General features: G+C 72.7%; 16 protein-coding genes and 1 tRNA gene. 7 read left to right on the top strand and 10 right to left on the bottom strand.

Translation table 11 applies throughout. From position 1 onward, the window contains the following. Positions 1-22: 22 nt before the first annotated feature. From mshC to AC07DS_RS10735, 4 genes are all read right to left on the bottom strand, one after another. Complete coding sequence (gene mshC / locus AC07DS_RS10720; protein WP_145882776.1) at positions 23-1,252, bottom strand: cysteine--1-D-myo-inosityl 2-amino-2-deoxy-alpha-D-glucopyranoside ligase; 1,230 nt, start codon at positions 1,250-1,252, stop codon at positions 23-25. Positions 1,253-1,345: 93 nt separating this feature from the next. Then, complete coding sequence (locus AC07DS_RS10725) at positions 1,346-2,164, bottom strand: SCO1664 family protein (protein ID WP_479144093.1); 819 nt, start codon at positions 2,162-2,164, stop codon at positions 1,346-1,348. Further along, a complete protein-coding gene (locus AC07DS_RS10730; RefSeq protein WP_479144094.1) occupies positions 2,128-2,718 on the bottom strand; it encodes a DUF3090 domain-containing protein in 591 nt (196 codons plus the stop codon). The genes AC07DS_RS10725 and AC07DS_RS10730 overlap by 37 nt, the downstream gene beginning before the upstream one ends. Before the next feature lie 91 nt (positions 2,719-2,809). Then, the gene (locus AC07DS_RS10735) at positions 2,810-3,496 is read right to left on the bottom strand and encodes a histidine phosphatase family protein (protein WP_479144095.1); all 687 of its coding nucleotides are present in this window, start codon (positions 3,494-3,496) and stop codon (positions 2,810-2,812) included. Positions 3,497-3,558: 62 nt separating this feature from the next. Here AC07DS_RS10735 and corA point away from each other — a divergent pair, with 62 nt between their 5' ends. Continuing rightward, positions 3,559-4,554, top strand: coding sequence for a magnesium/cobalt transporter CorA (gene corA / locus AC07DS_RS10740; protein WP_479144096.1), 996 nt, complete (start codon positions 3,559-3,561; stop codon positions 4,552-4,554). 7 nt (positions 4,555-4,561) lie between these two features. Here corA and AC07DS_RS10745 read toward each other — a convergent pair whose 3' ends face one another. Together AC07DS_RS10745 and AC07DS_RS10750 are read right to left on the bottom strand one after the other, a co-directional pair. After that, the gene (locus AC07DS_RS10745) at positions 4,562-5,350 is read right to left on the bottom strand and encodes a ferritin-like domain-containing protein (RefSeq protein WP_479144097.1); all 789 of its coding nucleotides are present in this window, start codon (positions 5,348-5,350) and stop codon (positions 4,562-4,564) included. 200 nt (positions 5,351-5,550) lie between these two features. Continuing rightward, positions 5,551-6,606 (bottom strand): LLM class F420-dependent oxidoreductase, encoded by a 1,056-nt coding sequence (locus AC07DS_RS10750; RefSeq protein ID WP_479144098.1) that lies wholly within the window; start codon positions 6,604-6,606, stop codon positions 5,551-5,553. Between the two features lie 174 nt (positions 6,607-6,780). On the opposite strand from AC07DS_RS10750, the gene AC07DS_RS10755 reads away from it, so the two are divergent. Both AC07DS_RS10755 and AC07DS_RS10760 read left to right on the top strand, forming a co-directional pair. Continuing rightward, a complete protein-coding gene (locus tag AC07DS_RS10755) occupies positions 6,781-7,764 on the top strand; it encodes an aldo/keto reductase (protein ID WP_145882769.1) in 984 nt (327 codons plus the stop codon). Beyond that, positions 7,761-9,923 (top strand): helix-hairpin-helix domain-containing protein, encoded by a 2,163-nt coding sequence (locus tag AC07DS_RS10760; RefSeq protein WP_479144099.1) that lies wholly within the window; start codon positions 7,761-7,763, stop codon positions 9,921-9,923. Before AC07DS_RS10755 ends, AC07DS_RS10760 begins: the two co-directional genes overlap by 4 nt. 89 nt (positions 9,924-10,012) lie before the next feature. Here AC07DS_RS10760 and AC07DS_RS10765 read toward each other — a convergent pair whose 3' ends face one another. Beyond that, positions 10,013-10,711 carry a hypothetical protein gene (locus AC07DS_RS10765; protein WP_479144100.1) on the bottom strand — a complete coding sequence of 233 codons (699 nt, stop codon included), beginning with the start codon at positions 10,709-10,711 and terminating at the stop codon, positions 10,013-10,015. Between the two features lie 47 nt (positions 10,712-10,758). Here AC07DS_RS10765 and AC07DS_RS10770 point away from each other — a divergent pair, with 47 nt between their 5' ends. Further along, a complete protein-coding gene (locus AC07DS_RS10770; protein ID WP_145882766.1) occupies positions 10,759-10,947 on the top strand; it encodes a DUF5703 family protein in 189 nt (62 codons plus the stop codon). 71 nt (positions 10,948-11,018) lie between these two features. Here the strand turns inward: AC07DS_RS10770 and AC07DS_RS10775 are convergent, their stop codons facing one another. From AC07DS_RS10775 to AC07DS_RS10785, 3 genes are all read right to left on the bottom strand, one after another. Further along, the gene (locus AC07DS_RS10775; RefSeq protein WP_479144101.1) at positions 11,019-11,906 is read right to left on the bottom strand and encodes a chaplin family protein; all 888 of its coding nucleotides are present in this window, start codon (positions 11,904-11,906) and stop codon (positions 11,019-11,021) included. 140 nt (positions 11,907-12,046) lie between these two features. Further along, complete coding sequence (gene chpH / locus AC07DS_RS10780; RefSeq protein ID WP_145882764.1) at positions 12,047-12,280, bottom strand: chaplin ChpH; 234 nt, start codon at positions 12,278-12,280, stop codon at positions 12,047-12,049. Between the two features lie 146 nt (positions 12,281-12,426). After that, positions 12,427-13,752: a M20/M25/M40 family metallo-hydrolase gene (locus tag AC07DS_RS10785; RefSeq protein ID WP_479144102.1), complete on the bottom strand. Its 1,326-nt coding sequence runs from the start codon at positions 13,750-13,752 to the stop codon at positions 12,427-12,429. Positions 13,753-13,948: 196 nt separating this feature from the next. Here AC07DS_RS10785 and AC07DS_RS10790 point away from each other — a divergent pair. The 3 genes from AC07DS_RS10790 to AC07DS_RS10800 all read left to right on the top strand — a co-directional run bounded on the left by AC07DS_RS10790 (position 13,949) and on the right by AC07DS_RS10800 (position 19,630). Beyond that, a tRNA-Leu gene (locus AC07DS_RS10790) sits at positions 13,949-14,036 on the top strand. Between the two features lie 321 nt (positions 14,037-14,357). Then, positions 14,358-18,218: a Pls/PosA family non-ribosomal peptide synthetase gene (locus AC07DS_RS10795; RefSeq protein ID WP_479144103.1), complete on the top strand. Its 3,861-nt coding sequence runs from the start codon at positions 14,358-14,360 to the stop codon at positions 18,216-18,218. A 74-nt stretch (positions 18,219-18,292) separates the two neighbouring features. Next, positions 18,293-19,630 carry a M1 family metallopeptidase gene (locus tag AC07DS_RS10800; RefSeq protein ID WP_479144104.1) on the top strand — a complete coding sequence of 446 codons (1,338 nt, stop codon included), beginning with the start codon at positions 18,293-18,295 and terminating at the stop codon, positions 19,628-19,630. Positions 19,631-19,714 lie beyond the last annotated feature (84 nt).

The following is a 19,714-nucleotide window of genomic DNA, read 5'->3' on the forward strand; positions in this document are numbered from 1 at the left end:
CGCCCCTTCGTCGTACCTGCGGTTACAGGGCCACGCCGAGCAGCGCGTCGACCGCCCGGGTCACGAGACCGGGCGCGGCGATGTCGTCGCCGCCCTCCGCCTCCTGACGGGCCGCCCAGCGGTCCACGGCGGCGAGCGCCGCGGGGGCGTCCAGGTCGTTCGTGAGGGCCTCGCGGATCTCCTCCACCAGCGCGTCGGCGGACGGGCCGTCGGGCCGGGAGACGGCAGCGCGCCAGCGGCCGAGACGGTCCACGGCGTCCTGGAGCACCTGGTCGGTCCACTCCCAGTCGGAGCGGTAGTGGTGAGCGAGCAGGGACAGCCGGATGGCCGCCGGGTCGACGCCGTCCCGGCGCAGCTTCGAGACGAAGACGAGGTTGCCCTTGGACTTGGACATCTTCTCGCCGTGCAGGGCGACCATGCCGGCGTGCACGTACGCCTTGGCCATGGGGAACTCGCCGGTGAGCACCTGGGCGTGCGAGGCGCCCATCTCGTGGTGCGGGAAGGCCAGGTCGGAGCCGCCGCCCTGGACGTCGAAGCCCATGCCGAGGTGGTCGAGGGCGATGGCCACGCACTCGATGTGCCAGCCGGGTCGGCCGCGGCCGAGCGAGCCGCCGTCCCAGCTGGGCTCGCCCTCGCGGGCGGCCATCCACAGCATCGGGTCGAGCGGGTTCTTCTTGCCCGGGCGGTCCGGGTCACCGCCGCGCTCGGCGGACAGCAGCCGCATCGCGGCCGCGTCCAGGCCCGAGACCTCGCCGAAGTGCGGGTCGGACTCGACGGAGAAGTAGGTGTCGCCCTCCAGCTCGTAGGCCGCGCCGAGGTCGCGCAGCCGCTCCACGAGCGGGACGATGCCGGGTATCGCCTCGACGGCGCCGATGTAGTGCTGGGGCGGGAGCATCCGCAGGGCGGTCATGTCCTCACGGAAGAGGACCGTCTCCTGCTCGGCGAGGGCGACCCAGTCGACGCCGTCCCGCTCCGCGCGCTCCAGCAGTGGGTCGTCGACGTCGGTCACGTTCTGGACGTAGTGAACCTGCCGCTTGGTGTCGAGCCACACGCGCTGAACGAGGTCGAACGCGTTGTAGGTCGCCGCGTGACCCATGTGGGTCGCGTCGTACGGCGTGATGCCGCAGACGTAGATACGGGCGACGGGACCGGGGTCGAGGGTGACGAGGCCGCCGGTCGCGGTGTCGTGGATCCTCAGGTCGCGGCCCTGACCAGGCAGGGCGGGGACCTCGGAAGCGGGCCAGGCATGCATGTACATGAGCCTAACCGGCCACGAGCCGCCGATACGAACGGGATCAGGCCGGATGGCCTGTCGGGCCCTCTTGTACCTCGGCCCCGGATGTGCTCACACCGGCGGCCAGGGGATCGCCGGCCACTCCCCGCCCGGCTCCGGGTGGTGACCGGCGGCGAGCAGAGCCTCGACACGCGCGCGCGTGGCATCGATTTCGGCCGTCGTGATGAGTCCGGCCAGCCGCACGGCCAGCTCCCCGCCGTCGGAAAGGGTCTCCTTCAGCCTTCGGAGCACCTCGACGGCCTCCGGGGTGAGCGGCTCACCGGCCCAGCCCCACAGCAGCGTGCGGAGCTTGTTCTCGACGTTGAAGGCGACCCCGTGGTCGATGCCGAAGAGCCGGCCGTCCCCGGTGGGCAGCAGGTGGCCGCCCTTGCGGTCGGCGTTGTTGATCACCGCGTCCAGGACGGCGAGGCGGCGCAGCCGCTCGTCGTCGGCGTGCACCAGCAGCGCGGTGCGGCCCTCGCCGACCTCTGCGAACCCGATGGCCTTCCAGCCCGGCTCGGGCTCCTCGCCGTCGACCAGGGCGAGCAGCTCGGCCTCGGCGCTCGCCTCGATCCACAGCTGGCACATGCCCTCGCCGTAGGGGCCGTCGCGCAGCACGGTCGGCGGGACGAGCCCCCAGCCCGTGGCCTCGGAGACTTCGTAGGCGGCCACCTCGCGGCCGGCCAGGGTGCCGTCGGGGAAGTCCCACAGCGGACGCTCGCCGGCGACCGGCTTGTACACGCAGGACGCTTCCTGCCCGTCGTACGCGACCGTGCAGAACAGTGCCGCGTTGGACGCCTCGCGGATGCGGCCGCGCACCTTCAGCTCACCGCTGGTGAGCAGTTCGGCGGCGGTCAGGCTCCGCGGCGGTATCCGTTCTGGCGCGGACATACGTGTCCTTCCGGGTCGAGCGGGAGGCTGCACAGCGGGCACGGCGGCCGCCCGGCGTTGACGACGTCCAGGGCGCGTCTGGCGAAGGCCCTGGCCTGCGCGCCGGTCAGCCGGACCCGCAGCATGGGGGGCCCGTTCTCCTCGTCCTGGAGCAGCCGCTCCTCGGCCTCGGCGAGGTCCTCCTCGGTGTCGGCGTCCAGCTCCACGAGGGCCTGGGCCTCCACGATCATGCGCTGTTCCTCGCCGTCCCAGGCCAGGGCCATGGTGCCGACCCGGAACTCCTCCTCGATGGGGGTGTCCAGCGGGGCGGTGTCGGCGACCTCCGTGGGGGCCATGGCGGGGACGGCCGCGCTGCCGCCACTGCGCCGCACGACCTCGTCCAGCAGCTCGTCCATGCGCTCGGCGAGCGCGGCCACCTGGGTCTTCTCCAGAGCCACGCTGGTCACCCGGGGGCCTGCAGTGGCCTGGAGGAAGAACGTACGGCGTCCGGGCAGTCCTACCGTGCCCGCCACGAAGCGGTCCGGCGGATCGTAGAGGAACACCTGACGGGACACGTCCTGTCTCCATTGGATTCGAGAGTGGGTGCGGTGCGGGCCGTACGTGAGGGCGACTGTGCGGATCGCTTCACCCTACTGCGCCCGACGATCACGGTGCGCCCGCACCGCCCCCGACCGGTGCGTCTTCCCCCGGAGGTTCCTCGCGCGGGGCAAGGGAGGCGAAATCGCCGGTGTCGCCGAGACGAACGAGAAACGGCCTCAGGCGGGTGTAGCGGATCGCGGTGACGGAGCACGGTTCCACCGAGATCCGCTGGAACAGGTCGAGATGCAGTCCGAGGGCGTCCGCCACCAGTGACTTGATGATGTCGCCGTGCGAGCACATCAGGTAGACGGCGTCGGCGCCGTGGTCGCGCTCCACGCGCGCGTTCCACTCGCGTACGGCCTCGGCGGCGCGGGTCTGCATGGCCCGCATCGACTCGCCGCCGGGGAAGGCCGCGGCCGAGGGGTGCGCCTGGACGACCTCCATCAGCGGCTCGTCCTTCAGCTCGGCGAGCTTGCGGCCGGACCAGTCGCCGTAGTGGCACTCACCGATCCGTTCGTCGGTGTGGGCGCGCAGCCCGGGCCGGGCGTCCAGCAGCGGCCGTACAGTTTCCTGACAGCGTTCCAGGGGGCTGGCGACGACCTCGGAGATCGGCAGCCCCTGGAGGCGTCCGGGCAGCGCGGCGGCCTGTGCGGCCCCCCGCTCGTCGAGGGCGACGCCTGGCGTCCACCCGGCGAGCACCCCCGAAGTGTTGGCGGTCGACCGTCCGTGCCTGACGAGGATCAACGTGGGCATGCCGCCCAGCGTAAGCGCATCACGACATGCGCAGGCGGCCGGGCGAGGGGAGAATGCGCTCCGTGATCGTGGACTGCGCCATCTACCGGGACGGTCACCGCACCGAGGGCCCGGAGGACCTGTCCGACGCCCTCGACGACGCGCGGGCGGTCGGCGGGTTCGTGTGGATCGGGCTGTACGAACCGTCGGAGCGGGAGTTCGGCCTGGTCACCCAGGAGTTCGCGCTGCATCCGCTGGCGGTCGAGGACGCCCTGAAGGCGCACCAGCGGCCGAAGCTGGAGGTGTACGACGACTCGCTGTTCATGGTCCTCAAGCCGGTGGTGTACGAGCCCGAGAGCGACACCGTCTCGGCCGGCGAGGTCATGGTCTTCGTCGGCGACGGCTTCGTGGTGACCGTGCGGCACGGCGAGGGATCGCCGCTCGCCGCCGTGCGGCACCGGCTGGAGGAGGACCCGGAGATACTGGCCAAGGGCCCCACGGCGGTGCTGTACGCGATCGCCGACGCCACCGTCGACCACTACCTGGAGGTGGCGACGGAGCTGCAGACGGACCTGGAGGAACTGGAGGCCGAGGTGTTCCAGCCGGAGCGCGGCGGCACCCGCCACACCGCGTCCCGGATCTACACCTTCAAGCGGCAGATCCTGGAGTTCCGCCGGGCCACCGTGCCGCTGGCGGTGCCGCTGACCCGGCTGGCGGGCACCGGCACGCTCGGCGTCGCGGTGCCCTTCGTGCACGAGAAGGCGCGGCCCTTCTTCCGGGACGTGAACGACCACCTCGCGCGCGTGAACGAGTCCGTGGAAGGCCTGGACCGGCTGGTGTCGGACATCCTGTCGGCGCATCTGGCGCAGATGAGCGTGCGGCAGAACGACGACATGCGGAAGATCTCGGCGTGGGCGGCGATGGCCGCGATCCCCACCATGATGGCCGGGATCTACGGCATGAACTTCGACCACATGCCCGAGCTGCACTGGCTGTGGTCCTACCCGGCGGTGATCCTGCTGATGGCCGGCCTGGAGGTGCTGCTGTACCGGACCTTCAAGCGGCGCGGCTGGCTGTGAGCGCGGCTCAGGCGTACTCGGGGGCGGGGGTGGCCGGCCCGCCGAGGGCGTTGCGGCGCTCGGGCATGCGCAGGCTCACCATGCGGTGCCAGCCGGCCAGCCGCTCGTAGGCGTACACGGCGTGGACACCGGCCGCGAGGGCCGCCGACCTGGCCCGGGACCAGCCGAGGACGCGGCTCATGAGGGCTGTCACGGCGAGGCTGACGTCGCGATGGACGCGGATCTCGGCCAGCGCGCACTCGCGCAGGGTCCGCTGGATGAGCCGGCCGTGTCCGGCGGCGGCGAAGCGGAGCAGTTCCTCGTGGACGTAGGCGAGGTGGTTGTCCTCGTCGCCCGAGATCATCCGTACCGCCCTGCCGATCTCGGGATGGTCGCCGAAGTACCTGCGGAGCATCTCCATCTGTTCGGAGGCCCGCTGTTCGGTGACCCGGCTGTGCGCGAGGTAGACGATGACGTCCCGCACGGTGAGCGGCTCGTCCCGCTCGAGCTTCTCGTGGGCCAGCCCGATGCCCGCGCGCTCCAGGAGCATCGTGTAGTCGGTCTCGGGCGGGACCGGGACCGGGGTGAGGCCGCGCTTCTTCAGCAGGGCGTCGAAGATGCGCCCGTGCTTGTCCTCGTCGGCGCCGTGCCGGGCGATCTTGGGGGCCATCGCCCGTTCGCTCCGCGGTACCAGTGCGGAGATCCGGCCGTTCTCCCAGCCGCCCTGGGACTCCCCGCTGGCGGCGATGGAGCAGAAGAGCCGGAAGGACTCGTCGTCGTCGAGGATCTCCTGGAACAGACTCTTGGCCGAGAACATGGCAGACACCTCTCTGCAGGATTCCGCAAAGAACGAGTCAAATGCGGACAGAGGGGAGCCGCAACAGCTGTGCGGGTCGACTCGGCCGAAAGGCGGAGCGCCGGGGTCGTAACCGCGCGGCGCCCGGCGCGTTGTTCCCCGTGACGGCCGTGGCGGGGAAGACCCCCGAGCCCCCACCACGGCCGCAGAAATCCCACCTGTCAGGCGAGCCCGGCGCGCTCCATGGCCTCGGTGCCGGCCCGCAGGGAGGCGAGCCGCTCGTCCAGCGTGAAGCCGGCGGGGGCGAGGGTGAGGGTGGTGACCCCGGCCGCGGCGTAGGCCTGCATGCGGTCGGCGATGCGCTCCGCCGAGCCGAGCAGCGTGGTCTTGTCGATGAGGTCCTGCGGAATGGCCGCCGCGGCCCCCTCCTTGTCCCCGGACAGGTACTTGTCCTGGATCTCGGCGGCCTCCTTCTCGTACCCCATGCGCTGGGCGAGCTGGTTGTAGAAGTTCTGCTTGCGGCTGCCCATGCCGCCCACGTACAGCGCCGTGTAGGGGCGGAAGGTGTCGGCCAGCCGGGGCACGTCCTTGTCCTCGCCGACGGCGAGCGGCAGCGTCGGGCAGATGTCGAACCCGTCGAGGGTCTTGCCGGCCTTCTCCCGGCCCGCCCGCAGGTACTTGACGGCGGTGTCCTCGAGGTGTTCGGCGGAGGGGAAGATCAGCAGCGCGCCGTCGGCGATCTCACCGGTCTGCTCCAAGTTCTTGGGGCCGATGGCGGCGATGTACAGCGGGATGTGCTCGCGCTCCGGGTGCACGGTCAGCTTGATCGGCTTGCCCGGACCGCCGGGCAGCGGCAGCGTCCAGTGCTCGCCCTCGTACGACAGCCGCTCGCGGGTCATCGCCTTGCGGACGATCTCCACGTACTCACGCGTACGGGCCAGCGGCTTGTCGAACTTGACTCCGTACCAGCCCTCGGAGACCTGCGGCCCGGAGACGCCGAGGCCGAGCCGGAAGCGGCCCTTGGACAGCGAGTCCAGCGTCGCCGCGGTCATCGCCGTCATCGCCGGCTGCCGGGCCGGGATCTGGAAGATGGCCGAGCCGACGTCGATGCGCTCGGTCTGGGCGGCGACCCAGGTGAGCACCGTGGCCGCGTCGGAGCCGTACGCCTCGGCGGCCCAGCACACGGAGTACCCGAGCCGCTCGGCCTCCTGCGCCACGGCCAGATTGTCCGCGTCCATCCCGGCACCCCAGTAGCCGAGGTTGATCCCGAGCTGCATGGCCGATTCCCCTTACCCATGAGTAACGTCCCTTGGCGGAGACCATAGCGCGGGGCCGGGGCCGACGGGCAGGGCATGCCCGGGACCGGAGGGCACCCGGCCCGGCCGATCACACCGGACGGAGTTGTCCACAGGCAACCCACCGCACCAGTTCTGGCCAGTAATCTCGCGCACATGGAGCAGAGGCATCTCGGCCGCACAGGCCTTCGCGTGTCCCGGATCGGGCTCGGCACCCTCACCTGGGGCCGGGACACCGACGAGCACGACGCCGCGGACATGCTGAAGGCGTTCTGGGAGGCCGGCGGAACCCTCGTCGACACCGCGGACGTGTACGGCGACGGCGAGGCCGAGTATCTGCTCGGACAGTTGACCGGCGGTCTGGTGCCGCGCCGGGACCTGGTGATCTCGACCAAGGCGGGCAGCGTCCCCGACCCCGACCGGCGCTTCGACGGCTCCCGCGGCCATCTGCTCGCCGCGCTGGACGCCTCGCTGGCCCGGCTCGGCACGGACTACGTCGACATCTGGCACGTCCACGCCTTCGACCCCGACACCCCGCTCGAGGAGACGCTCCAGGCCCTCGACCTGGCCGTGAGCAGCGGCCGCGCCCGGTACGCGGGCGTCTCCAACTTCTGTGGCTGGCAGCTCGCCAAGGCGGCCACCTGGCAGCTCGCCGCACCCGGCACCCGCACCCGGCTGGCCAGCACCCAGCTGGAGTACTCGCTGCTGCAGCGCGGCGTCGAGCGGGAGGTGCTGCCCGCCGCGCTCGACCTGGGCGTCGGCCTGCTGCCCTCCTCACCGCTGGGCCGCGGCGTGCTGACCGCCAAGTACCGGCACACCACTCCCCCGGACTCGCGCGGCGCCTCCGAGCACCTGGCGCCCTTCGTCGCGCCGTATCTCGACGACACCGCGACGCACATCGTGGACGCGGTGCAGACGGCCGCCGACGGGCTCGCGGTCACCCCGCTGCAGGTGGCCCTCGCCTGGGTCCGGGACCGGCCGGGAGTGGCCGCCCCGATCGTCGGCGCACGCAACGCGCAGCAGCTCACGGCGGCGTTGTCAGTGGAGGCGCTTAGTCTTCCTGACGAGATCTGCCGGGCGCTCGACGATGTGTCGGCGCCCGTGCACCGCTATCCCGATCACGACTGGAGCACGCTGTGAGCACGGAGCCGGAGACCACGGAGGACACCGGGCCGGGGACCCCGGAGAACCCGGAGCAGGACACGGCGGCCGACGACAGCCGTGGGACCACCGCTGCCGAGACCGCGGAGGGCGGGACCACCGCCGACGAAACGGCCGGGGGCGAAGCCGCGCCCGGGCGGTCGGAGGCCGAGGCCGAGCTGGCCGCGCAGCAGGTCGAGCGGGAGCGGATCGAGCGGCGCAAGGCCGAGCGGACGGCGCCCGTCGAGAGCGGCACCAAGCTGAGCGGCAAGGCCGCCGACCTGCTCGCCGCGGTCCGCGCGGTGGAGAGCGGCGAGAGGCCGGTCGCCACGGCCTTCACCGAGCCGCCACCCGCCCCGCGCCGCCCCGCCCCGGAGCCCGTACGGCATCCCCAGCCCGCCCCGGCCGCCGCCGCACCCGCTGCTCCCGCCGCCGAGGCCGTCGAGACCGTGCGGCGTGTGCTGCGCGAGGGCGGCGCACCCGAGGCTCTCGCGCCCCAGGTGGCCACAGCCCTCGGCGAGGGCGCCGACATCGCGCTCCGGGAGGACCCCTGGCAGCTGCTGCGGATCGGTGGCGCACGGCCGGAACAGGCCGACGGGTTCGCGCGGGCGCTGCTCGGCGAGGCGTGCGGTCCGAACGACGAGCGGCGGGTTCGCGCGTTGACGGTCTGGCTGCTGGAGCAGGCGGCGCTGGCCGGGCACACCGCCCTGGAACTGCCGGCGCTCACCGCGGCCCTGGCCCAGCGGGGCGTGCCCGACGCGGACGCGGCCGTGCAGGACACCATCGCCGAGGGCGAGGCGCTGGTCTTCCAGGACGCCCTGGAGGAGCCCGGCGCCCCGGCCCCGCAGGAGGAGGACGGCGAGGAGGAGGAGCGCCCGGTCCGCGTCCTCGCCGGCCTGGAGCGGTACGCGCTCGCCGAGGAGAGCCTCGCCGACGGCCTGGCCCGCCTGGTCAACTCGCCGTCCGAGGAAGCAGCCGAGCGGTGGGAGGAGGCCGCGGCCGGGACGTCCGGCGGTGCTGCCGAGCTGGCCCGGGCGGTCGCCGGGCACGGCCTGGTGCTGCACACCGGCGGCGAGGCGGCCCGCGCCGAGCCGGCCGCCCTGCTCGGCGCCGCCCGCGCCGCCGGTCTGCGGGCCTTCGCCGTCTGCCACACCGCTGGCGGCAGCCGTCGCCTCGCCGCATCGGTGGGCGAAGGAGCGGAGGAGGCCATGGGCACCGTCGCCGGTCTCCTGTCCGGAGCCGAGGGACCCGGCCGGGACGCGGACGGTGCCCTGGACCTCGACCTGCTGATCGTGCTCGACGCGCCGCAACTCGACGTGGAGGGCGCCGCGATGCTGGTGGAGTCGCTGCCCGACGGCGCCCGCCTGGTGCTGAGCGGCGACCCCGCGGTGCTGTGGTCGGCCGGGCCCGGGCGGGTCTTCGCCGATCTGCTCGCGGCCCGTGCCTGCCCCCAGATCGCCTCCCGCACCCCGGACCCCGGCCCGCTCGGCGAGCTGGTCTCCGGCATCGGCGCCGGCGAGCTGAACCAGGTCGAGGCGCCCGGCAAGGAGATCGTCATCGTCCCGGTGCGGGACGCCGGCGAGGCCGTGCACCGCACCGTGCAGCTGGTCGCGGACTCGGTGCCGCGGGCCCTCGGTGTGCCGGCCGAACAGACCGTGGTGATCACCCCGGGCCACGGTGGCGCGGCGGGCACCCGGGCGCTCAACTCCGCTTTGAAGGAACGCCTCAACCCGGGCCCCGGCCGCTTCGGCGGCTTCGACGCCGGTGACCGGATCGCCTACTCCCCCGCCCCGGGCCGTACGGTGCCGGGCCGGGTGGTGAACGCCGACGCCGACGGGCTGCACCTGGAGTGCGCGGGCGCTCCCGTCGTCGTACCGCGGGAGCGGGTGGAGCAGTGCGTACGGCACGGCTGGGCGCTGACCGCGCACCAGGCGGTGGGCGGCCGCTGGCCGGCCGCGGTGGTCGTGCTGCCCGGCGACGCGGCGCAGACGCTCAGCAGGCCGTGGGTGTACACGGCGTTCGGCCGGGCGGAGCGGCACCTGTCGGTGGTGCACGGTGTGGAGCAGGCCCTGCCGAAGGCGGTCGCCGAGGTCTCGGCCAAGCCCCGTACGACGCGCCTGCAGACGCTGCTGCGCACGCAGGTCCCGTCGGCCGGCTGACGCCTTCTCCGCCGCAGCGACGATCAGCCGCAAGGCGGATCACGGCGGTGCCTTACGGGCTTCCGGCCCCACGGCACCGCCGCCTCACCTCACCGCTCGGCGTCGATCGGCTCCAGGTCCTGGTCCTCGTCGCCGTCGAACTCGAGGTCGTCCTCCTCCTCGATGTCGTCGGTGGCGTCCTCGTCGAACACCGCGCTGACGTCGAACCGGCACACCACCCGCTCCGGGTCGGCCTGCTCGAACGGCGCCTCCAGCCACTCCCCGGGCTCGGCGGGCTCGTCGGCGGCCGTGACCCAGAGCGTGGAGTCGCCCTCCTCCAGGCCGAACTCCTTGTGCCGGGAAGCGATCTCGTCCGGTTCGAACTCGCCGAACAGAACTCCCAGCGCCCCATGGACCGTACCGGCGGTGTCCTCCCCCGCGCCGCCGTCGTCCTCGTACTCCACCGCTTCGACCCGCTGGGCCTGCGCCAGCAGCCGCTGGGGCTCCGCCACGGCGTAGTCGCGTCGGATCAGCACACTGATCGCGTTCGGTTCCTCGGGGCCCGCGTACGGCGGCAACGAGTCGTCGGCGCCGGGGATCTCGAAGGGCGTGACCTCGTCGTAGCGGTCGTAGAGCAGTTCGTCGTACACCTCGGCGGCCGCGGCCAGCTCGTTGAACGCCTCGTAGACGGCCGGGTCGTCCTCCCCCGACCTGCGTTCGACCGCCGCCAGGTGGCGATCGAGCGCGGTCTTGACCGCCTCGGCGGCGGCGCGTACCTCGGCAGCGGTGGGCTGCGCAGCATCAGACATAGTGCAGACGCTATCCGTACCGGGCACCAGCCCGCACAATAGATGCGATGCCGGAATACGAATTTGTCGACGTGTACGTACCGCGTGGGGTGTCCCGCAAGGAGGCGACACGTCTGCTGACGGACCATGCCGAGTACGGAAACTGGGAGTTGGACCGACTGAGCCTGCTGCGAGACGGCAGCCGCAGGGTGCGGTTGCGCCGACGGATCATCCGCCAGGTGCGGGCCACCTGGTGAGGCAGCACGCATGAACGGAGCGGGCCCCGCCGTCCTGGCAGGGCCCGCTCCGTTTTCCGGCCGCTGCCTCGCTACGCCGAGGCCCGGGCCTTGCGGTACAGCACGGCACCCGCGAGCAGCGCGCCCGCGCCTGCCGGCAGCGCGAGGCCCAGCGGCAGGTCACTGCCGGTGTGGGCGAGCTGGGCGGTGTTCAGGTACGTGCTGGACTGTCCGCCCTGCTGCTCGACCTGGGACGAGCCGTGGGAGGTGTGGCCGCCGCCCGCGTGCGGGGTCCCCGGCCGGCCCGGAGTTCCCGGGTGACCGGGCTGACCGGGCGTGCCCGGGTGACCAGGCGTACCGGGGTGGCCCGGGGTACCGGGGTGACCAGGCGTACCGGGGTGTCCGGGCTGGCCCGGGTGTCCCGGCTGACCGGGGTGTCCGGGCTGGCCCGGCTGACCGGGGTGCCCCGGCTCGCTCGGCTGCCCGGGGTTGTCGTGCCCGCCGCCCGGCGGCAGGCTCTGGTGACCGCCGCCGTTGGCACAGTCGTTGCCCGTGGTGGCGTTGCCCGCCCCGACGACGTCCACGCTGTTGCCGCACACGTTCACCGGGACGTCGATCGGCACCTGGACGGTGTTGCCCGAGCCGACGCCCGGCGAGTCGCCGGTGTGGCCGCCCGCGTGCGAACCGCCGGAGCCGCCGTGGCCGTTCGAGTCGCCGTAGCCGCCCGCGTCACTGCCGCCATGATTGGCGCATTTGTTGCCCATGGCCGGGTTGAGTACCCCGACCACGTTCACGGTGTTGCCGCACACGTTCACCGGCGCGTGCACCGGTGCCTGCACCGTGTTGCCGGACAGTACGCCGGGCGAGCCGGCCGCGGAGCCGATCGCGCCCGAGTCGGCCTGGGCGTAGCCGCTCGCTGCGGCGATCACACCGGTGGCGGCCGCCATGGTCATCAGGCCCTTGCGGGTGCCCTGTCGCATTTCTGGATTCCCCCCTGCCTTCGATTCTCCGTGCATTCCGCGAAAAGGAGTTCCGCGGGAAAAGACCGGTCGGCCTCGGAGCGCATGGCGCGCGCTCCGAGGCCGACGGCTCGTGATGAACGCCCCTCAGAAAGCCGGCGTCAGTCGTTGATGCAGGTGTTGCCGAAGGCGGGGTTCAGGAGCCCGATCACGCTGATCGTGTTGCCGCACACGTTCACCGGGACATGCACGGGCACCTGGACGACGTTGCCGGAAATGACGCCCGGAGAGTGCACGGCGGCACCCTGGGCACCCGCGTCGGCAACAGCCAGGCCCGCGCCGGCGAGAACCAGACCACCGGTGGCAGCGGCGGCAGCGACGACCTTCTTGATCATTATTCCTCCTTGTAGGCAAATGCGATCCACAGTGCGGCATCGCATCACCTGTAACGAGGAAGGAGTAATGGAGCTACGAGCTTATCGTCGCATTCACTCTTCTCAGGAGATCTCGTACGGGCGCCCGAATACCTGGGCCCAAGACTTCACGAGGCGTCGATGAACCGGTCAAGCACTCGCACGCCGAACTTCAGCCCGTCCACCGGCACGCGCTCGTCCACGCCGTGGAACATGCCGGCGAAGTCCAGCTCCGGCGGCAGCTTCAGCGGCACGAAGCCGAAGCCGCGGATGCCGAGGTCGTCGAAGGACTTGGCGTCGGTCCCGGCGGAGAGCGTGAAGGGGATCGCCTTGGCGGTCGGGTCCTCGGCCAGCAGCGAGGACTGCATGGCCTCGACGAGCGCCCCGTCGAAGGTGGTCTCGATCGCCTTGTCGGCGTGCACGTCCTCGCGGCGGACGTTGGGCCCGAGCAGCCGGTCGAGGTCGGCGAGGAACTCCTCCTCGTGGCCCGGCAGGAACCGTCCGTCGATGTGCGCGGTGGCCTCGCCGGGGATGACGTTGACCTTGTAACCGGCGTTCAGCTGGGTGGGATTGGCGGTGTTGGACAGGGACGCGCCGATGAGCTTGGCGATGCCGCCGAGCTTGGCCAGGGTGGCCTCCATGTCCTCCGGGTCCAGCTCGGTGCCGAGCGCGTCGCCCAGCTCGTCGAGGAAGGCCCGGGTGGTCTTGGTGACCCGCACCGGGAACTTGTGCCGGCCGACCCGGGCGACGGCCTCGGCCAGCTCGGTGATGGCGTTGTCCCGGTGGATCATCGACCCGTGTCCGGCGGTGCCGGCCACGGTCAGCTTCATCCAGTGCATGCCCTTCTGGGCGGTCTCGATCAGGTACAGCCGCCGCTGCTCGTTCACCGTGAAGGAGAAGCCGCCCACCTCGCTGATCGCCTCGGTGACGCCCTCGAACAGGTCCGGGTGCCTGTCGACCAGGTACCGGGCGCCGTACGTGCCGCCGGCCTCCTCGTCGGCGAGGAAGGCGAGCACGATGTCCCGCGGCGGCCGCCGCCCGCTGCGCAGCCGGTCGCGCACGACCGCGAGGGTCATGGCGTCCATGTCCTTCATGTCGACGGCCCCGCGGCCCCACACGCACCCGTCGGTGACCTCACCGGAGAACGGGTGGTGGGTCCAGTCGTCGGCGTTGGCCGGTACGACGTCCAGGTGGCCGTGGATGAGCAGCGCGGGCCGGGAGGGGTCCTCGCCCTCGATCCGGGCCACGGTGGAGGCACGCCCCGGGTGCGACTCGAAGATCTTCGGCTCCAGCCCGACCTCGGCGAGCTTCTCCGCGACGTACTCGGCGGCCTTGCGCTCGCCGGGGCCCGAGTGGTCGCCGTAGTTGCTGGTGTCGAACCGGATCAGCTCACGGCAGAGGTCCACGACCTCGTCCTCGCCGGTGACGCCCTTGGCCGTGTCCGTCTCGCTCACGCTGCGTCCTTCCGCTGTCTGCTGGTGGTCCCCCTCATCCTCTCTCCGGCCCGCCCCGGGCCCAAGACCGGTCCCGGCCCGTCACACGCCGTTCACGCAGGCACGGGCCCCCGGACGGGGTGTGATCAGCCACCCCCGAAAGCCTGGTAATGTTTCCTTCGTCGCCGCGAGGGAAACCCCGCACGACAGACACCTTGTCCGGGTGGCGGAATGGCAGACGCGCTAGCTTGAGGTGCTAGTGCCCTTTATCGGGCGTGGGGGTTCAAGTCCCCCCTCGGACACCAGTGAGGGCCCCTGATCATCAGGGGCCCTTTGCTTTTCCCTCACCGGCCCCGCTCGGCCGAGCGTGAATTGCCCTGTGTGTCCGTCCCCTTGCGGTGCGTGTGGGGCATCTCTCGTGGCGCGCGAAAGCCGCAGGTCAGGCATGTCGGGCCGATCCGTCGCCGCTCCCCCGGACAGCCTTCCCGAGTGGCTGGACCAAGTGGAGGAGCCTAGCGTCGTACTAATATTTCCGGCTTGTTACCGAGCTGGAGCCGGACAACCCCAGGCAGACCTGCGGGCCCGCCAGCGCCCCGGAGGCTTCCGGGATCGAGACGCGAGGACCGATGGCAGCCATAGACGAGAGCAGCGCTCTCGGCCTGCTCGACGAAGAGTTCCGCACGCAGTTCGGCGACAGAGCACGTTTCTCCGCGGGGTCCGCCGCCTCACCGCGCACGCTGGTCGACGTCTTCGACGCCTCCGTGCGGTCGTACCCCGACGAACTCGCCCTCGACGACGGCACCCACCGGCTCACCTACCGCGGCCTGGCCGTGGAGGTGGAGCGGTTGCGGCGGCGGCTCGACGAGGCGGGCGTCGGGCTCGGGGACCGGGTGGGGGTGCGGGTTCCCTCCGGGACCAACGAGCTGTACGTGGCCATTCTCGCGGTACTCGCCGCCGGCGCCGCCTACGTCCCCGTGGACGCCGAGGACCCGGACGAGCGGGCCGAGCTGGTCTTCGGGGAGGCGGCCGTACGGGCCGTCGTCGGGGCCGGGCACACCGTCACCACCCAGGGTGCCGCCGGCTCCCCCGCCGCACGGCCCGGGGTCGGGCACGACGCCTGGATCATCTTCACCTCCGGGTCCACCGGAAGGCCGAAGGGCGTGGCCGTCACGCACCGCAGCGCCGCCGCGTTCGTGGACGCGGAGGCGGCCCTCTTCCTCACCGACGAGCCGATCGGGCCCGGCGACCGGGTCATGGCGGGGCTGTCCGTGGCGTTCGACGCGTCCTGCGAGGAGATGTGGCTGGCATGGCGGTACGGCGCCTGCCTGGTACCCGTGCCCCGGTCGCAGGTCAGGAGCGGTGCCGATCTGGGGCCCTGGCTGGTCGAGCAGGAGATCACGGTCGTGTCGACCGTGCCCACGCTGGCGGCGCTGTGGGAGCCCGAGACCCTCAACGACGTACGGCTGCTGATCTTCGGCGGCGAGGCCTGCCCGCCCGAGCTGGCGCAGCGGCTGGTCACCGAGGGGCGCGAGGTGTGGAACACCTACGGGCCGACCGAGGCGACCGTCGTGGCCTGTGCGGCGCTCCTCACGGGTGAGGAGCCGGTGCGGATCGGGCTGCCGCTGAACGGGTGGGAACTCGCTGTCGTCGACGAGAGCGGGGAGCCCGTGCCCATGGGCGGCAGCGGGCAGCTGGTGATCGGCGGGGCCGGGCTCGCGCGGTATCTCGATCCCGAGAAGGACGCGGAGAAGTACGCGCCGCTGGAGTCGCTGGGCTGGGAGCGGGCGTATCGCAGCGGCGACCTGGTCAAGGCCGAGCCCGAGGGACTGGTCTTCCTGGGGCGGGCGGACGAGCAGATCAAGCTCGGCGGGCGGCGGATCGAGCTCGGCGAGGTGGATGCCGCGCTGCAGGCGCTGCCCGGTGTGGCGGGGGCCGCGGCGGCCGTGCGGACCGCCCGCAGCGGCAACCAGCTCCTCGTCGGGTACGTCGTCACCCAGGACGGCTGGGACCGGGGGGCCGCCGTCGAGAAGCTGCGCGCGGAGCTGCCCGCCGCGCTGGTGCCGCTGCTCGCACCCGTCGCCGAGCTGCCGACCCGGACGTCCGGGAAGGTGGACCGGGCCGCCCTGCCGTGGCCGCTCGAGGGCGTGGAGGCTCCCAAGGCCGATCTGTACGGCACCGAGGCCTGGCTCGCCGAGCAGTGGGCCGAGGTGCTGGGCATCCCGGTGACCGGCGCCTCCGACGACTTCTTCGCGATCGGCGGCGGCAGCCTGGCCGCCGCCCAGCTCACCACCCGGCTGCGCACCCGCTACCCGAGCGCGGCCGTTCTCGACATCTACCAGCAGCCCACCCTGCGCAAGCTGGCCCGGCGCCTGGAGGCCTCGAGGCAGGACGAGGGCGCGCAGCGGACGGTCGCGCCGGTGCCGGTGGGCGCCCAGGCCGTCCAGCTCCTGCTGCTCGTCCCACTGCTCACGCTGCTCGGGCTGCGCTGGACGGTGGTCCTGGCCGCCGCCGGGAACCTGCTGCCCGCCTACGCCTGGCTGCCGACCGCCCCCTGGTGGCTGCTCGCGGCCGGCGGCCTGCTGTTCTTCAGCCCGCCCGGCCGGATCGCGATGGCGGCGGGCGGGGCGCGGCTGCTGCTGCGGGGCCTGGAGCCCGGCCGGTACCCGCGTGGCGGGAGCGTGCATCTGCGGCTGTGGACCGCCGACCGGCTGGCCGAGTTCAGCGGGGCCACCTCGCTGACCGGCTCGTGGCTCGAGCGGTACGCGCGGGCGCTGGGCGCCCGGGTCGGGCCCGAGGTGGACCTGCACTCGCTGCCGCCGGTCACCGGCCTGCTCCGGCTGGGGCGCGGGGCCGCCGTGGAGTCCGAGGTGGACCTGCGCGGGTACTGGCTGGACGGTGACCGGCTGGAGGTCGGTCCGGTGCGGGTCGGCGCGCACGCCGTCGTCGGGACGCGCAGCATGCTGTTCCCGGGCGCGCGGGTCGGCAAGCGGGCCGAGGTGGCGCCGGGGTCGGCGGTCACCGGGCAGGTGCCCACCGGTCAGCGGTGGGCGGGCGCGCCCGCGGTCAAGCTCGGCAAGGCCAAGCGCAACTGGCCGAAGGAACGGCCGCAGCGCGGCACGTACTGGCGGGTCATGTACGGCGTGACGGGCATCGCGCTCAGTGTCCTGCCCCTCGTCGCGGCCGTGGCCGCGCTGCTGGTCGCCCGGGTGTTCGTGACGCCCGGCGCCTCCCTCGCCCAGACCCTGCGCGGGGCCGCGCTCGGGCTGGTCCCGGCCACGCTCGCCTACGGGCTGGTGTACGCGCTGCTGATCCTGGTCGCCGTACGCCTGCTCAGCCTGGGGCTGCGCGAAGGCACGCACCCGACGCACAGCCGGGTCGGCTGGCAGGCGTGGACCGTGACGCAGCTGATGGACCGGTCCCGGGAGACGCTGTTCCCGCTGTACGCCGGGCTGGTCACGCCGGTGTGGCTGCGGCTGCTGGGGATGCGCGTCGGGCGGGGTGCCGAGGTGTCGACCGTGCTCGCACTGCCGAGCCTGACCACGGTCGGCGACGGGGCGTTCCTGGCCGACGACACGCTGACCGCGCCGTACGAGCTGGGTGGCGGCTGGGTGCGGATCGGGCACGCGGAGATCGGGCGGCGGGCCTTCCTCGGGAACTCCGGGATGACCGCGCCGGGGCGGAGCGTGCCGGACGGCGGTCTGGTCGGTGTGCTGTCGGCGACGCCCAAGAAGGCGAAGAAGGGCACCTCGTATCTGGGGCTGCCGCCGGTGAAGCTGCCGCGCAGTGCCTCCGGCGGGGACCAGAGCCGTACCTACGACCCGCCCGCCCGGCTGCTGTGGGCGCGCGGTCTGGTGGAGCTGTGCCGGATCGTGCCGGTGTTCTGCTCGGCGGCGCTGGCCGCGCTGACGGTGGCGGCGCTGTGTGCGCTGGGGCCGTGGGCGCCGCTGCTGTCGGGGCTGGTGCTGCTCGCGGCCGGTGCCGCGGCCGCGCTCACCTCCGTCGTGGCGAAGTGGCTGCTGGTGGGGCGGCACCGCACCGGGGAGCATCCGCTGTGGAGTTCCTTCGTGTGGCGCAACGAGCTGGCGGACACGTTCGTCGAGGTGCTGGCCGTACCGTGGCTGGCCGGTGCCGTGCCGGGAACCCCGGTGATGACGGCCTGGCTGCGCGGGCTCGGCGCCCGTATCGGCAAGGGTGTCTGGGTGGAGAGCTACTGGCTGCCGGAGTCGGACCTGGTGACCCTGGAGGACGCGGCCACCGTGAACCGCGGCTGTGTCCTGCAGACTCACCTCTTCCACGACCGGATCTTGCGGACGGATACTGTGGTCCTCCGTGAGGGCGCCACGCTGGGCCCTGGCGGGATCGTGCTGCCCGGCAGCACGATCGGGGCCCGCACGACCCTGGGTCCCGCGTCGCTCGTCATGGCCGCGGAGTCCGTCCCGGACGACACCCGCTGGCTCGGCAACCCGATCGAGGCATGGCGTCCGTGAGCGCAGCCTTCTCGGGGCCGGTGGGCGGTGCACCGGCACGGAGTGGTGGCACAGCGCAGGGAGCGGACACAGCAGTGGCAGTTCAGCAGTCGGTCGGCCCGGACCCGTACTTCCCGGACAACGGTGACTCCCGCTACCGGGTGCACCGCTACGAGCTCACGCTGGACTACCGCCCGGGCCCGAACCGGCTGGCGGGCACCGCCCGGATCAACGCCATCGCGGGACGGACGGCGCTCACCGAGTTCCAGCTCAACCTGGCCGACTTCAAGATCGGCCGGGTGCGGCTGGACGGCCGGCAGCCGCACTACACGCACCGTGGCGGCAGGCTGCGCATCCGCCCGGCCAAGCCGATCCGGGCGGGGGCCGCCTTCACGGTCGAGGTGCACTGGTCCGGCAACCCGAGCCCGGTCTCGAGCCCCTGGGGCGGGATCGGCTGGGAGGAGCTGTCGGACGGGGCTCTGGTGGCGAGCCAGCCGATCGGGGCGCCGTCCTGGTACCCGTGCAACGACCGGCCGGCCGACAAGGCGTCGTACCTGATCTCGGTCACCACGCCGTCGGCGTACGCGGTGGTCGCGGGCGGGCGTCTGCTGACCCGTACGACGAAGGCCTCGACGACCACCTGGGTGTACGAGCAGGCCGCGCCGACGTCCAGCTATCTGGTCGGTCTCGCGATCGGCAAGTTCCAGACGGTGCTGCTGGGCGACCCGGGGCCGGGCGGGATCCCGCAGCACGGGCACATCCCGGCGCATCTGCTGCCCGAGTTCTCCCGGGACTTCGCGCGGCAGCCCGCGATGATGGAGCTGTTCCAGGAGCTGTTCGGGCCGTACCCGTTCGACGAGTACGCGGTCGCGGTGACCGAGGAGGAGCTCGATGTGCCCGTCGAGGCACAGGGGTTGTCGCTGTTCGGCTCCAACCACGTGGACGGGGCGCGGGGTTCGGAGCGGCTGGTGGCGCACGAGCTGGCGCACCAGTGGTTCGGCAACTGCGTGTCCATCGCCGACTGGCGGCACATCTGGCTGAACGAGGGCTTCGCCAAGTACGCGGAGTGGCTGTGGTCCGAGCGTTCGGGCGGCCGCAGCGCCCAGCAACTGGCCGCCGCGGCACACCGGTTGCTGTCCACGCAGCCGCAGGACCTCCGGCTGGCCGATCCGGGCCGCAAGTCGATGTTCGACGACCGGCTCTACGAGCGGGGCGGGCTCACCCTGCACGCGGTGCGCTGCGCGCTGGGCGACGAGGCGTTCTTCCTCATGGTGCGCAGCTGGGTGCGGTTGCACCGGAACGGGTCGGTGACGACGTCGGCGTTCACGGCGCACGTGGCCCGGTTCGCGGACGAGCCGGTGGACGGGCTGTTCGAGGCGTGGGTGCACGGCGCGGCGCTGCCGCCGCTGCCGGGCGCACGGGCGGCCGTCTAGTTCCCGAGGCCGAACGGATCCCGCACGGCCGGCTCCGTTCGGCGGCCGGGGCGAACGCCGACTCGGCCCACCCGCTCCTCGACG

Source organism: Streptomyces sp. NPDC044064 (genome assembly GCF_056434245.1).